This window comes from Sphingopyxis sp. H053 (assembly GCF_001468225.1).
Classification (GTDB): domain Bacteria; phylum Pseudomonadota; class Alphaproteobacteria; order Sphingomonadales; family Sphingomonadaceae; genus Sphingopyxis.
The window spans coordinates 63,010-78,590 of sequence record NZ_LNRU01000008.1 but is presented as its reverse complement, the minus strand read 5'-3'; the positions used below and the strand labels follow the sequence as shown (position 1 = coordinate 78,590).

Annotated in this window: 7 protein-coding genes; 2 read left to right on the top strand and 5 right to left on the bottom strand. The window is 66.7% G+C overall.

Annotated features, from left to right (window positions below; genetic code table 11):
- Positions 1-79 precede the first annotated feature (79 nt).
- The 4 genes from manD to ATE70_RS16715 all read right to left on the bottom strand — a co-directional run bounded on the left by manD (position 80) and on the right by ATE70_RS16715 (position 8,280).
- Positions 80-1,288: a D-mannonate dehydratase ManD gene (manD, locus tag ATE70_RS16730; RefSeq protein ID WP_058538989.1), complete on the bottom strand. Its 1,209-nt coding sequence runs from the start codon at positions 1,286-1,288 to the stop codon at positions 80-82.
- Between the two features lie 221 nt (positions 1,289-1,509).
- On the bottom strand, positions 1,510-4,458 hold the full coding sequence (locus ATE70_RS16725; RefSeq protein ID WP_156419835.1) for a TonB-dependent receptor: 2,949 nt from the start codon (positions 4,456-4,458) through the stop codon (positions 1,510-1,512).
- A gap of 355 nt (positions 4,459-4,813) precedes the next feature.
- A complete protein-coding gene (locus ATE70_RS16720) occupies positions 4,814-6,208 on the bottom strand; it encodes an HlyD family type I secretion periplasmic adaptor subunit (protein ID WP_058538987.1) in 1,395 nt (464 codons plus the stop codon).
- Positions 6,205-8,280 carry a type I secretion system permease/ATPase gene (locus ATE70_RS16715; RefSeq protein WP_082639729.1) on the bottom strand — a complete coding sequence of 692 codons (2,076 nt, stop codon included), beginning with the start codon at positions 8,278-8,280 and terminating at the stop codon, positions 6,205-6,207. The genes ATE70_RS16720 and ATE70_RS16715 overlap by 4 nt, the downstream gene beginning before the upstream one ends.
- Between ATE70_RS16715 and ATE70_RS25480 the strand changes: the two genes are divergently transcribed.
- Together ATE70_RS25480 and ATE70_RS16710 are read left to right on the top strand one after the other, a co-directional pair.
- Positions 8,230-8,391 carry a hypothetical protein gene (locus ATE70_RS25480; RefSeq protein WP_197411571.1) on the top strand — a complete coding sequence of 54 codons (162 nt, stop codon included), beginning with the start codon at positions 8,230-8,232 and terminating at the stop codon, positions 8,389-8,391. The genes ATE70_RS16715 and ATE70_RS25480 overlap by 51 nt on opposite strands.
- Positions 8,392-8,605: 214 nt before the next feature.
- Complete coding sequence (locus ATE70_RS16710) at positions 8,606-13,417, top strand: calcium-binding protein (protein WP_197411494.1); 4,812 nt, start codon at positions 8,606-8,608, stop codon at positions 13,415-13,417.
- Between the two features lie 8 nt (positions 13,418-13,425).
- Here the strand turns inward: ATE70_RS16710 and ATE70_RS16705 are convergent, their stop codons facing one another.
- Positions 13,426-15,519 (bottom strand): calcium-binding protein, encoded by a 2,094-nt coding sequence (locus ATE70_RS16705; protein WP_058799879.1) that lies wholly within the window; start codon positions 15,517-15,519, stop codon positions 13,426-13,428.
- Between the last annotated feature and the right edge of the window lie 62 nt (positions 15,520-15,581).

The window sequence follows — 15,581 nt, the reverse complement described above, 5'->3', positions numbered from 1 at the left end:
GCACCGGCGAGATCCCGGCTTCCGCCGGGATGACGATTAGTTTGGCACCAGCACCCCGGCTCTCCCGCACCTCAACAGATCACCAGTTGAACATCGTTCCGTCTTCGAGCCGGGCGACGGGCAGATAGGCGGGCTGATAGGGATATTTTGCCGCCAGCTTCTCGTCGATGTCGACGCCGTGCCCCGGGGCATCGCCCGCATACATATATCCCTGCTCGAAACGGTAGTTGTGCGGGAAGACTTCGTCGGTCTCGGGTGTATGGCGCATATATTCCTGGATCCCGAAATTGGGGACCCAGCTGTCGAAGTGGAGCGCCGCGCCCATGCACACGGGCGACAGGTCGGTCGCGCCATGGCTGCCGGTCTTGATCTGATAGATCGCGGCGAGGTCGGCGATCCGCCGCAAATGCGTGATTCCGCCGGCGTGGACCACGGTCGCGCGGATATAGTCGATCAGCTGGTTCTGGATCAGGTCCTTGCAGTCCCATATCGTGTTGAAAATCTCGCCGACGGCCAGCGGGGTCGTCGTATGCTGGCGAATGAGTTTGAACGCTTCCTGATTTTCCGCCGGCGTCGCATCTTCGAGCCAGAATAATTTTGCGGGCTCCAGCGCCTTGCCGAGTTGGGCGGCTTCGATGGGGGTCATCCGATGATGGCCGTCATGGAGCAGATGATGCTCGAACCCATAGGTGTCGCGGATTTTTTCGAACAATTTGGGGATGTGGTCGAGATATTTCTTCGTATCCCAGATCGTCAGCGACGGCAGCGCGGCGTCGGCGGGCTCATAGAAGAGCTTGCCGCGGCCGACGCCATAGGCGTCCTTGATTCCCGGGACCCCCGATTGCGCGCGAATGGCCTTATACCCGAGGTCGATATACTGGCCGACCGCGTCGACGGTTTCGGCAATGTCGGCGCCATTGGCATGGCCATAGACCATCACGCCGTCGCGGCTCTTTCCGCCGAGCAGGTCATAGATCGGCATGCCCGCCATCTTGCCCTTGATATCCCAAAGCGCCGTGTCGACCGCCGCGATCGCCGACATGGTGACGGGACCGCGCCGCCAATAGGCGCCGCGATAGAGATACTGCCAGATGTCCTCGATCCGGCGCGGGTCCATCCCGATCAGGCAAGGGATGACATGATCCTCGAGATAGGAAACGACCGAGAGCTCGCGCCCGTTCAGCGTCGCGTCGCCGATTCCGAAAACCCCCTGATCGGTTTCGATTTTCAAGGTCACGAAATTGCGCCCCGGACATGTCACGATGACGCGGGCAGACTGGATCTTCATGCTATTTTCCTGTTCTCGTTTCGGGGAGCCGATCGGCTGCTCCCATTGCTCATAGCATCTGCCTTACCATTTTCAATAAAATTGGTAATACCAATTATGACAATTTATGGACCGGTTTTAACCTGGTTTCCGCCGCGCGCACGAGAGCGGTCGCCGCCCGCAACATATCGCCGCGAGCATAGTCGGAAAACCGACCGATGCTCACGGCGACAGGGAGAAGCTCAGAACTGAAAATTGACTGCCAGGCTGAACGTGCGGCCGAAATAGGAGGTGTAGAGCGGGTCTTTCCGCGTGGTGTCGGTGTAGAGGCGATTGGTTTCGTTGGTGATGTTCGACACCTCGGCGATGAGCTTGATATTCTCGTTGATGTTGTACGAGGCCGAAGCGTCGACGAAGATCGAGCTCGCATTGACGTTCGCGTCGCTGTCGGTCGGACCCGGGACGCCGGTGAGGAAGGCCGCCCGATAGTTGACCGTCGACCGGACGCTGAATTTATCGTCCTCATAATAGAGCGTGGCGCTGGCGGTTTCCGGCGAGAGGCCGACGAGAGGCGCCCTGCGCGTGAGGGTCGGCGAGATGATGTAATTGATGCTCGAGCGCACCCGCGTGAAGTTGGCGAGCAGGCCGAAATTGCTGAGCGCGCCGGGCAGGAAACGGAACGGCAGCTGGAGGTTCGCCTCGAACCCGCGCAGCGGCCCGCCGTCGGTGTTGTTGCTGCGCGTCACGCTGAACAGTTCGTCGGGCGTGATGCCCGTGCCCGTGCCCTCCAGCAGCGACAGCGGGAGCCCGAGATCGCGGAACGGCACCAGCTGGTTGGTATTCTGGATATAGGTCTCGATATTCTTGTAGAAATAGGCGACCGACAGCAGTGAACCGGGCGCGAAATACCATTCGAGTGCGGCGTCGATCGTGTTGGCCCGGATCGGATCGAGATAGGGGTTGGTGATCGAGGCGGTGCGGATCACGATGTTCGCGCTGCCGCTGGGGATGAGCTGCCCATAGGACGGACGCGACATCACGCGCGCCGCGGAGAAACGCGCGATAAGGTCGGGCGTGACGTCGAGCGCGAGGTTTATCGACGGCAGCCAGTCATCATAGCTACGCTCCACTGTCGAGATCACATATCGCGTGGGATAGGGCGACCCGGCCGGCGCGGCGGTGGGGATCGGCCCATATGTGTCGAAGCTGGTGCGGACATAGCGGACGCCGGCATCGCCGCGCAGCGCGAATGGCAAGACGTCTTCGGTGTCGAACTTCACCATGGCATAGCCCGAAGTATATTTCTCGTCGACCCCGCCATAGGTGCCCTTGGCGCACTCCAGGTTGCAATATTGATAGCTGCTGAAGTTCACCGCTTCGCGGAACTTGTCCGGATCGATCGCGAGGAAATCCTGCATCTGGCCGTTCAGATTCTTGCCGATGTTCTTCGTCACGAAGGTGATGTCGGCGAGCGACACGCCGGCGGGGAGCACCTGCGGCAACGACTGGGCGGGGATCAGCTGCCGCTCGCGCGCGGTATATTTGTTGGTGCGATACTGGCCACCCACCTGAATGGTGAAGTTTGGCGCCGCCTCCCACTCGCCGTTGAGTTCGAAGGTCTTGCTGACGATCGTATTTTTACGGATGAAGCTCGAAATCTGACCGCGCTGCGTGCCGTCGGCCAGCGGCGGGCCAAACAGGAAATTGGCCGGATTGGTCAGGTCGATGCCGTAACCGATCTTCGGGACATCCGGATTGTCGCGGAAGTCGATCGAGAAATTATCGGTGTCGTTCGAATCCATCGCGACCTGGAGGCGATCGACGTTCAATTTGGAATCGTTGATGCCGGCCAGGCCGAAGACGCGGAACGTGTCGGAGAAACGATGGTCGAAGTTGAGGTTCACCTGGCGGAAGGTCGAGGTGAAACGCTCGTCCTGCATTTCCGATCGCAGGTCGACGCCGTCCCACAGGCCATGGATCAGCGACCCGTTGTCGTCGACTTCGATGTCGCGGATCGACATCATCGGCTGGCCGTTGTTCGAGGCGGTGCGGCCCATCGAGCGCGCATCGAGCATCGTGTCGAGACGATTGACCTTGAAGCGCGAATACAGGCCGTCGAGCGAGATATCGGTGTCGTCGGTGGGTTTCCACTGCAGCGTCAGCGACCCGGCCATACGCTCCTGATTCTGGCTGCCCTTCACCGGACGGGGCAGGCGCGGCAGGAACACCCCGCCACCCGGGCGGCCCGACACGCCCGTGCGGCTCATGATATAATCATAGGCTTCCTTGGTGCTGGTGCGGGGGTTGCCGGCGCTGCAGTTGTTGGCGTCGGCGCCGACCGGGGTGCCGCCATTGGCATAGCCCGGCGCGGGGCTGTTCACCGGTACGCCGCCAAAAGTGTAGCCGACGGGCGTGCAAAAGGGAAAGATGATGCCGCCCTGCGACTGCCCGGCGACGTAGGACGGCAGGATGTCGACCGCCGAATAGGCGTATTCGTCGATGTGGCGCTTCGAATAGGCGAGGCTGGCGAGCACGCCGAATGTGTCGCCGAACTGCTTGGAAACGAGCGCGGACAGCCGCGGATCGGCCTTTTTGCTGATGTCGTTGTAGATTCCGCGCGCCGTGCCCGAGAAGACGAAGTCCTCCTTCTGGTCGAACGGCCGGGGTGCGCGCAGGTCGACCGTCGCGCCGAGCGAGCCTTCCTCGACGTCGGCGGAGGTCGTCTTGCGGACCGAAAGCGCGGAGAAGATTTCGGTCGGGAAGGTCACGAAGTCAAACGAGCGCCCCGTGGCGACGCCGCCGCGGATATCGCTGCCGCTGACCTGCGAGGTGCCCTCCATCCCGTTGATCCGCACGCGGGTGAATTGTGCGCCGAGACCGCGAACCGAGATATTGCGCCCCTCGCCGCCATCGCCGCGCGACAAGGCGACGCCAGGAATGCGCTGCATCGATTCGGCGAGGTTGGAATCGGGAAATTTGCCGATGTCTTCGGCGACGATACTATCGACCGCCGCGGTTTCCTGCCGCTTCAGGTTCAGCGCGCTATTTAGCGAACCACGGAAACCGGTGACGATGATCTCTTGCGTATCGGCTGGGGGGGATTCGGTGTTCTCGGCTGTCGGACTGGTTTGTTCGGCCGGTGCCTGCGTAGCCGTCTGGCCATGGGCCGGCGACATGATCAGCAAGCTCATCAGACTCGTTGAAATAAGCAGGTGGCGCCTGCTGCAGCTCTCGCGACTCATTCTTCTCTCCCTTCGGCCTGCACCAAGATCCGACGCCCTTTTGTGATCAGGGCGACCGATTTGACGTCGTGTGTCCTGTTGCCGGATAGACTTGTCAGTCCAATTTGGCAAGAGTGCCTTACCAATTATCGGAATGACGGGGATTACGCGCAGATTTCGCGCGTATAGGCGGCCGCCATCGCGCGTTCGGGACATTTGGTCAGGCCAATACTGACCCTGTGGAATGGGCCGGCCCACATTAACGTGCGGGCTCCATGATGCCGTGCGTCATCGGCGCTTCCCTCTCTTCAGAGGGGAGAAGGCGTTAGCGCTCCCGCGCCGCCGTCGTGCGGATCTCGTCGATCGGGCTCAGCAGATAGGAGGCGAGCGAGCGGCGGCCGGTGCGGATGTCGGCGGTGACCGCCATGCCGGGGGTGAGGGGGATCGCCCTGCCATCGCGCACGATCGTTGCGCGGTCCAGCGTCACCCGCGCGGTATAGATCAGCCCGCGCTTCTCGTCCTGCACCGCGTCCGAGCTGATCTGCTCGAGCCTGCCCGGCACCGCGCCGTAGCGCGTGAAGGAAAAGGCCTCGACCTTGAGCGCGACGGGTTGGCCGGCGCGGACGAAGCCGACATCCTTGTTGGCGATCATCACTTCGGCGACCAGCTTCCCGCGCGCCGGCACGATCACCATGATCGGCTTGGCCGCCTCGACCACGCCGCCGACGGTATGGACGGCGAGCTGCGTGACCGTGCCGTCGACGGGGCTGACGAGGCGCTGGAGGCTGCCGCGCTTGGTCGCCTTGGTCAGCTCCTCCTTGCGCAGTCGCGCCTCGCTCTCGGCCTTGGCGAGATCGGCGAGGATGCGCGCGCGGGCTTCGGCGGTGGATTGGCTCGAATGGCCGCCGGCTACCGCGATCTGCGCCTCCGCCTTGCGCGCGGTGGCGAGCGCGGCGTCGCGGTCGCGCGCGGCGACGAGGCGCTGGCGGCGCATCTCGATCACGCGCAGCTTCGAGACATAGCCCTTTTCGAGCAGCGTCTCGTTGGCGGCGATCTGCTCGTCGAGCAGCGGCAGGGTCTCGGTGAGCTTGGCCGCCTGGATCTGCGCCTCGGCCCCGGCCGCGCGGGCGGATTCGGTGTCGGCGGCGCGCGTCTGGCTGCCCGCCCGGATCTCGGCCAGCTGGGCGCGGGCGAGCGCGATCTGGGTGGCGGCAACGTCGGCCGTGGTTCCGGCGGGCGGCGTGAAGCGCAAACCCTGGCCGTCGAGCGCGGACAGCATGGCGCGCAGCCGCGCGGCGTCGAGCATCGCCGTCTCCAGCGCCTTGCCGGCTTGCGCCGTGTCGGCATCCGAGACGGTGGGATCGAGCTCGACCAGCGGCTGGCCGGCGCGGACGCGCTGGCCGTCGCGGACCAATATGGCGTGGACGATCCCCGTCGCACCGGGCTGGATCAGCTTGACGTCGTCGGCGGGGACCAGCTTGCCCGGCGCCGAGGCGACGACGTCGACCCGGCCAAGGACCAGCCAGAGCAGCGCGGCCGCGAACAGGCCGAGCAACAGCCAGGCCGTGACCCGCCCGGTCGGCGATACGGGGCGCTCGACCACTTCGAGCGCGGCGGGAAGGAAATCGGTCTCCTCGGTACGCAGAACCCCGCGCGATCGCGCGCGCTCATTGTCGAGCGCGTCGCGAACGGCCGTCCAGTGACGCGTGAGCGCGTTCATGCCGCGGCCCCCGCCTGGACGCCGATCTGGCGGTGATGGAGCGCGGCATAGCGGCCGCCGAGGCGGAGCAGCTCGTCATGCGTGCCGCTTTCGACGATCCGCCCCTTGTCGAGCGTCAGGATGCGGTCGCACTGGCGGATCGCCGAGAGGCGGTGCGCGATGATCAGCACGGTGCGACCGGCGGCGATCGACTTGAGGTTGCGCTGAACGATCTCCTCGCTCTCGGCATCGAGCGCCGAGGTCGCCTCGTCGAGGATCAGGATGCGCGGGTTGGTGATCAGCGCGCGGGCGATGGCGAGGCGCTGGCGCTGGCCGCCCGAGAAGTTGACGCCGCGCTCCTCGACGATCGTGTCATAGCCCCGCGGTAGCTCCAGAATGAAATCGTGCGCTCCGGCGAGGCGGGCGGCGGTCATTACCCGCTCGATCGGCGTGACGGGATCGGCGAGCGCGATATTCTCGCGGATCGATCGGTTGAACAGGATATTCTCCTGCAACACCACCCCGATCTGGCGGCGCAGCCAGGCGGGATCGATCTGGGCGATGTCGACGCCGTCGATCAGCACGCGGCCGCTTGCGGGCAGATACAGGCGCTGGAGCAATTTGGTGAGCGTCGATTTGCCCGAGCCCGAGGCGCCGGCGATGCCGAGCGTGGCGCCGGCGGGCAGGTCGAGGCTGATGTCGTCGAGCGTCCAGGGCCCCTCGGCGGCATAACGGAAGCGGACGGCCTCGAAGCGGACATGGCCGGCGAGCGCAGGCAAAGTTGTGCGCGATCCGGCGCCGGGCTCGGGGCCGCTGTTGAGGATGTCGCCGATCCGCTGGACCGAGAGGCGGACCTGCTGGAAGTCCTGCCAGAGCTGCGCCATGCGGATGACCGGGCCGGAGACGCGCTGCGCGAACATGTTGAACGCGACCAGTCCGCCGATGGTGAGGGCACCGGCGATCACCTGCTGCGCGCCGAAGAACAGGATCGCGGCGAGGCTGAGCTTGGAGATGAGCTGGACCGCCTGACTGCCCGAATTGCCGAGGTTGATGACGCGCTGGTTGGCGGCGCTGTACGCGGCGAGCTGGCGTTCCCAGCGGTCCTGCCATTGCGGCTCGACCGCCGCCGCCTTGAGCGTCTGCATGCCCGAGACGCTCTCGACAAGCAGCGCGTTGTTGGCGGCGCCGCGCGCGAATTTCTCGTCGAGCCGGCGGCGCAAGGGACCGGTGACGACGAGCGAGACGATCACATAAGCGGGGAGGGTGAGCGCGACGATGACGAAGAGGAGGGGTGAGTAGAGCCACATCGCGATCATGAAGACGATGGTGAACAGCGGATCGACCAGCACGGTGAGCGAGGCACTGGTCATGAACTCGCGCACCGTCTCCAGCTCGCGGACGCGGGTAACGGTGTCGCCGACGCGGCGATTCTCGAAATAGGCGAGCGGCAGGCGGAGCAGGTGGCGGAAGAGGCGGCTGCCCAGCTCGACGTCGAGCTTTTGGCTGGTCTCCGAATAGAGCCGGGTGCGCAGCCAGCCGAACGCGACTTCCCACAGCGAGACGATCACCAGCCCGATGCTCAGCACCTGCAGCGTGGCCAGGCTGTTGTGCGCCAGCACCTTGTCGACGACATTCTGGAAAAAGAGCGGCGCGGCGAGGCCGAGCAGGTTGAGCGCGAGGGTGATCAGCAGCACCTCGCCGATCAGCTTTCGATATTTGACGATCTGGGGAACGAACCACGTCATGTCGAAGGCGGGCGCGGCAACCTGCGCGGCGTCGCGGGTGGCGACGAGGAGCAACTCGCCCGACCAGCGGGCCTCCAGCGCGGCGCGGTCCCATCGCTCGATTTCGGCACCGGGGCGCTGGATCGCCACGGCATCCTCGCCGACGCGGCCGATCACGAACCAGCCCTCGGCGCCGCTCGCCATCACAGGCATGGGTAGGCGTCTCAATCGCTCGAAATCGGCGGTCGTGGCGCGGGCGCGGACACCGTCGATGCGCTTGGCCAAGCGTAACAGATCGGATGCCGTGACAGGGTCGGCATGGCCGAGATCATGGCGCAGCTCGGCCGGGTCTGCGACGATGCGGTGCATGGCGAGGATCAGGGCGAAGGCCGCGAGCCCGTCGTCCGCGGGCGGCTGCGACGTCCCGAGGGACAGGTCCTGCTGTACGGTGGATCTCCGATCGGATTCTTGAGGCGTTGACAATCTGCGGGGTGCGGCAACGTGAAGCGTCCGGCGCGAACCTTGGTAGCGGCCAAAGTCTGGAGAGCGAAGGCGCGGTGGCTCCGGTCGTCGGAGCAAAGGGGCGATTCGGCGTTCGCAGATGCAGCATATGGTTGACCCGGGTGCCGTCGCGGGCTGTTTGGTCGCGATTGCGCGGGGGGTGTCTTTTCAGGCTTATGACGGGAACCTTGCCATGCCGACCCTCTACATCTCGCCGACCGGCAGCGGTTCGGGCGACGGCTCGAGCGCCGCGAACGCCGCGACGCTGAAGGACCTGCCGCAGCTGATCGCGGCGGCGGGACCGGGTGGGCAGGTGCTGCTGCTCGCCGACCAGGGGGCCTATACCGCGCCGACCGGGGCGCTGGCGATCGTCGCGGGCGGGACGGCGAGCGCGCCGGTGACGATCCGCGGGGTCGATGGCGCGGGCAATGCGATGGCGGCGACGATCGCCGGCACCAGGACTGCACCGTTCGATCCGGCCAGTCCCCCGGGCGAGGAGGTCTTTCGGCTGCTCGGCGGCGCGAACAATCTGCGCTTCAGCGACCTTGCCTTCGAGAATGTCGGCACGGCCTTTCGTGTCGGCGCGGACGTGCGCAACCTCACGGTCGAGCATGTCGACGCCGCGAACGTTTCGCGCTTCTTCGACAATATGGTCTCGGGGGCCAACGCCAGCGCGACGATCACCGGCCTGACGATCCGTGACGTCGCCGTCGATGGTTATTCCAAGGGCGCGATCCGCGTCCAGTATGACAGCAGCAACGTGCTGATCGAGGATGTGCGCGGCGACAGCCAGTTCCAGGATGGCGACAATTTCGCGATCGGCGTTCACATCACCGGCACCGCGCACGATGTGACGATCGATCGCGTCGCCATGCGCAACGCGCTCGACACGGTGAACGACTATCGCAACGGCGACGGTTTCGCGACCGAACGCGGCACCTATAACATCACGCTGCGCGATGTGATCGCCACCGGCAACAGCGATGGCGGGCTCGATTTGAAGAGCGACAATATCGTGGTCGACGGCGCGATCGTCTCGGGCAATGGCCGCAACATCCGGCTGTGGGGCACGGGCGCTGAGCTCAGCAACATCGTCAGCCTCGACGCTGGCGCGCCGCTCGCTGGAGGGAATCGCGAGCATATCTGGCTGGCCGAGGGCGCGAGCGCGACGATCGACGGGGCGCTCTTCTCCGACCCTGGCTCGCCGACTTTGTTCAACCTCGCCGAGAGGAACGGCTTGCTGACGGTGCGCGACTATGGCCTCGCCACCGGTGCGGGCACGGTGACATTGAAGAAGGGCACGGGATCGGTGCTGACCCTGGACGGGCAGCGCGTGGTGGTCGCGGCGGGGACCGCGGGCGACGACCTGATCGGCGGCACCGCGGGCGCCGATGCGCTGATCGGCGGCGCGGGCAGCGACATGCTGGTCGGCAATGCCGGCGACGATATGCTGGCCGGCGGTTCGGGTGCGGACATATTGGTCGGCGGCGCCGGGCGCGATATGCTCAGTTACGCAGGCAGCGATGCTGCGGTGCAGGTCGATCTGATGCGGCTCTCCGCCAGTGGCGGCGATGCCGCGGGCGATCTGTTCGACGGGTTCGAGGATGTCGAGGGCTCGGCCTTTGCCGATGTGCTCGCGGGCGACGCGGCCGCGAACCGGCTGTTCGGCGGTGCGGGCGACGACGCGCTTTCGGGCGGTGCCGGCGATGACATGCTCGATGGCGGTTCGGGCGCGGACCTGCTCGACGGCGGCGCCGGGATCGATCGGGTCGATTATGGCAGCAGCAGCGCGGCGGTGGTCGTCGATCTCGCCAATGGCGCGGCAAGCGGCGGTGAAGCGGCTGGCGATCGGCTGGTCAAGATCGAGGGCGTCGAAGGCTCGGCCTTTGCCGATACGCTGTCGGGCAATGACGGCGCGGACTGGATCGGCGGCGGCGCGGGCGACGACCGGATCGATGGGCGCGGCGGCGACGATCTGCTGGTCGGCGGCGCAGGTGCCGACACGCTGATCGGCGGCGCCGGTTTCGATAGCGCGGATTATTCGGGCAGCGGCGGCGCGGTCACGGTCGACCTCGTCGCCGGCATCGGGATTGGCGGCGATGCGGCAGGCGACCGGCTCCAGGGGGTCGAGCGGCTGATCGGCTCGGGTTTCGCCGACGTGCTGACCGGCGACGGCTTCGCCAATGCGCTGGTCGGCGGCGCGGGTGCGGACCGGCTGACCGGCGGCGCCGGGATCGACACCGCCGATTATTCAGCAAGCGCAGCGGCGGTGAATGCGGTGCTGGGCGGCACCGGTAGCGGCGGCGATGCCGAGGGCGATGTGCTGGCTGGGATCGAGAATCTGGTCGGTTCGGGCTTTGGCGACGTGCTGGTCGGCGATAGCACGGCCAATGCGCTGTCGGGCGGCGACGGCGACGACCGGCTGGCCGGCAAGGACGGGGCGGACCGGCTCGACGGCGGCGCGGGCACTGACGTTGCGGACTTTTCGACCAGCGCGAGCATGGCGACGGCGGATCTTGCGGCGGGCACCGCTTCGGGCGGGGTGAGCCTCGTCGCGATCGAGGGCCTGATCGGCTCGGCGTTCGGCGATGCGCTGAACGGCGATGCTGGCGACAATCTGCTGGCCGGCGGCAAGGGCGCGGACCTGATCAATGGGCGCGACGGCCTCGATACCGCCGACTATTCGGGCTCGGCGGCGGCGGTGCAGGTCGATCTGGCGCTGTCGGTGCAGGGCGGCACCGGCGATGCCGCGGGCGACCGGCTGATGAGCATCGAGGCGCTGGTCGGCTCGGCGTTCGACGATGCGCTGGCCGGGGTGGGGGCTGACGAGACGTTGTACGGCGGCGCAGGCGCGGACCGGCTCGAAGGGCGCGGCGGTGATGATCTGCTCCAAGGCGGCGCGGGCGCCGATGTGCTGATCGGTGGGGACGGTATCGATACGGTCGACTACAGCGCCAATTCGGGTGCCATCTCGATCAACCTCCAGACCGGCGCGAGCAGCGGCGACGATGCCGAAGGCGACCGGTTCGACGGGATCGAGCATTTCATCGGCACGGGCTTCGCCGATACGATCATCGGCGATGGCGGCGATCAGATCCTCGCCGGCGGCGCGGGCGGTGACCGCATCGACGGTGCGGGCGGGTTCGACACTGTGGTCTATTCAGACAGCGCCGTGGGCGTGAAGGTCAACCTCACCACCGGCGCCGTGTCGGGCGGCGATGCACAGGGCGACGGTCTGTCGGGGATCGAGGCGGTGGTGGGCAGCGCCTTCGCCGACACGCTGACGGGCGATGCGAACGCCAACCGGATCGACGGTGGCGCGGGCAACGACATACTCGACGGCGGCGCGGGCGCGGATGCGATGAACGGCGGCGAGGGCGACGATAGCTATGTGGTCGATAATGCGGGCGACCAGGTGACCGAGACGGTCGGCGGCGGACTCGATATCGTGCGCACGGGCCTGTCCTCGCTGACGCTCGCCGATGGGGTCGAGGATCTCAGCTATACCGGCACCGGCGGCTTTACCGGCACCGGCAATGCGCTCGATAACAGCCTCTACGGCAAGGCGCTGGCTGACGCGCTCTACGGGCTCGACGGCGACGACAAGCTGGTGGGCGGCGCGGGGGCGGACTTGCTCGACGGCGGGGCGGGACGCGACCAGGTCGACTACACCAAATCCGCTGCGATCACCGTGAACCTTGTCACCAACGTCAATCGCGGCGGCGAGGCCGAAGGCGACCGGCTGGTCGGCATCGAGACCGTGATCGGCTCCAACTATTCCGACAGCATCACCGGCGGGGACGATCCGCTGCTCGGCGATATCCTCTATGGGCGCGGCGGCGACGACCTGCTGTTCGGCGGAGCAGGCGATGACCAGCTCGATGGCGGCGGCGGCAACGATGTGTTGCGCGGCAGCACCGGCAACGACCTCTATGTCGTCTTTGAGGCCGGCGATCAGGTGATCGAGGCGGCGGGCGAGGGACGCGACCGCATCCGCACCGCCGCGACCAGCTACACGCTCGGCGCCAATGTCGAGGAGCTGGTCTATACCGGGACGATCGGCGCGACGATGACCGGCAACGCGCTCGACAATTTCGTCGTTGGCAGCGGCGGCGAGGATCGGCTGGCCGGCGGCGACGGCGCGGACGTGCTGCGCGGCGGCGCGGGCGGCGATCTGCTCGACGGCGGCGCGGGATCGGACACCGCGGAATATGCGGGCTCGCTCGGCGGCGTGCTGGTCAACCTGCGCGCCCAGACCGCGACCGGCGGCGATGCCATGGGTGACCGGCTGGTGAGTATCGAGAATGCGCAGGGCTCGGCCTTCGCCGATGTGCTGCTCGGCAGCGCCGGGGCCAATATACTGACCGGCGGCGAAGGCGACGACGCGCTTTCCGGCGACGACGGCAACGACACGCTGCGCGGTGGCGTCGGCGCCGACCGGCTCGATGGCGGCAAGAACGAGGATATGCTCTCGGGCGAAGACGGCGACGACACGCTGTACGGCGGCTCGCAGACCGACCGGCTATATGGCGGCGCTGGCAACGATCTTCTGGTCGGTGATGCCGAATGGGTCTCGTCGCTCGCCGCCAGGGACACGCTGGATGGCGGCGATGGCGACGACATGCTGGTCGGCGACGGGATGAGCATGACCGCGAGCGGCGTCGGCGGCGCGGACACGCTGATCGGCGGGCTCGGCGACGACATATTGTACGGCGACGCGGTGACCATGGCGGCTGGCGCGCGCGGGGGCGCGGACAAGCTGACCGGCGGCGGCGGGGGCGACCGCTTCGTCTTCGCGGTCGGGTCGGGCGCCGACGAGATCACCGATTTCACGCGTGGCGGCGCCGAGGCCGACCGGATCGACCTCAGCGCTTTCGACATCGCCTATGAGGCGCTGCGCTTCACCACCAGCAGCGCGGGGGTGACGATCCAACTGAGCGCCACCGATACGATCTTCGTGCGCGGCGTCGGCGCGCTCGATCAGGCGGACTTTGTCTTTGGCTGACGTACGCGTCAGCCAAAGACGAAATCATTGGGCGACAACCCCTGCGCGCCGCGGACGAAGATGCTGTCGGTGCCCATGGTGATGCGGGTCCCATCCGCGCTCGTGGTGAACCTAAGTTGCTCATACGCGATGTCGAAAGCGCTGAGGTCGATATAGTCTGCGCCCGAGGCGAAATCGCTGATCTCGTCGGCGCCCGAGCCCGGCGCGAAAACGAACCAGTCGGCGCCCGCGCCGCCCGCAAGCAGGTCGTTGCCGCCGCCGCCGATCAGGTGATCGGGGCCGTCGCCGCCATAGAGCTTGTCGGCGCCGCCGGCGACCGCCGCGGTCGTCTCGCGGCCGTCGCCATAGAGCCAGTCATTGCCGTCGCCGCCCTCCAGCGTGTCGGCGCCGCCCCTGGCGCTGTCCGTCATCACGTCGCCGTCGCCGATCAGGATGTCGTTGCCCGCGCCGCCGGTCAGCCGGTCGTTGCCGCCCCTGCCGCTACCATAGACATTGGTCGCATCGCCGATCAGCAGGTCGGCATCGTCGCCGCCGTCGAGCCGGTCGTTGGCGCCCTGGCTGCTCAGCCATTCCTGGTCGCCGACCAGCCGGTCCGCGCCCGTGCCGCCGAAGAGCGTGTCCGACTGCCAGCCGCCGATCAGCATATCGGCACCCGACTGGCCCCGGAGCAGATCCTCGCCATTGCCGCCCACGAGCGTATCGTCGCCCGAATTGCCGGCGATGTCGTCGCCGCCACCGAGTCCGCCCAGCGTGTCGCTGCCCGCGCCGCCGATCACCGCGTTGGCGAGTGCGTTGCCATTGCCCGTGAAATCGCCGCCGCCGCGACGGATCAGTGCCTCGATATTGCCGGCGAGCGTGTAGCTGTCCAGCGTCGTCTCGACCCGGTCGAACCCGGCGTCGGCGGCCTCGGCGATCCGGTCGTCGGCGTGATCGACAAGAAAGATGTCGTCGCCAGCGGTGCCTTGCAGCGCATCCGCCGTGGCGGTGTCGGGCAGGGGGAGCAGCGCGATATAGTCGGTCGCGCCGGGCGAGGCCTCGCCCTGATCGACGGTCAGCGTTTCGCGGGTCGTCTCGATGCCGACGAGGCCGGGGAGCGAATCGCGCGTGGCGAGCGTCGAGAGTTCGGACCGGGTGACCTCGACGCCCCGCAACGTGAGCTGCCCTTGCGAGGAGATCACCTTGGTGCGCGATCCGGCATCGTCGAAGCGCCCGCCGATCACGGTGACGTCGGCGTCGTCGTCGAGCCAGAGCTGGTTCTGCTCGGAGATGCCGCCGCGCAACACCGGGTTCAGGCCGACCGAGTCGATCAGCGTCGCCTCGTCCCAGAGGCGGTAGTTGCGGCCATTCTCCTCGCTGAGCGCCCGGACGATCAAGGTGCCGCTCGACTTGAGGTCATAACCGCCGTCGCTGTTGCCGCGCGCGACCGTGTCGATGAAGCGTATGTCATGGACGCCGCGCTCGCTCGCGAAACCGTCGCCGTTGAAATAGGCGCCGGCGGTGCTCTGGATATTCTCCATGACCACCCGGCTCAGCGTAACGTTGTGGACGGTGCCGTCGAGATGGACGCCCGCGGGCAGATCGTCGCCCGTCTGCCCGGCCATGTCCGCCGTGACATTGTCGATCACCACATTGTTGGTGTCGTACTGGACGCGGATCGCGACCCTCGAGAAGCCGTGTATGTCGACGTCGCGGATCGTCAGCCCGGTGATCGTCGCGGTGCCCGAAGGCGCGCTGGAATAATCCTCGAAGAAGCGGCGGACATTGTTCGCGTCGACATCCTCGATATGGAGGTTGGCGAGGTCGGCGGTGACGCGGAAGGCCGTGCCGACATTGTCGATCTGCAGGTCGCGGAATATGAGATTGTCCGCGCCCGCCCCGAGCTTGAACAGCTCGTTGCCGGAGGCGTCGCCCGCCTGCCAGTCGGCCGGTCGCGAGCCGGTGAAATGCGCGGCCATGGCATTGCCGCCCGAATCGACGCCGCGCACCACCACCGACTGGCCATCCGTCCCGCCGCGAGTGATGCCGAGGATGCCGGTGACGTTATAGTCGCCCTGGTCGGCCAGCAGCAGCACCTCGCCCCCCGGTCCCGCCCTTCCGATCATATTGTTGAGCGAACCGATGGACGCTGCGTTATTGATATCGCTGCCACTTTTGTCCCCGGAAC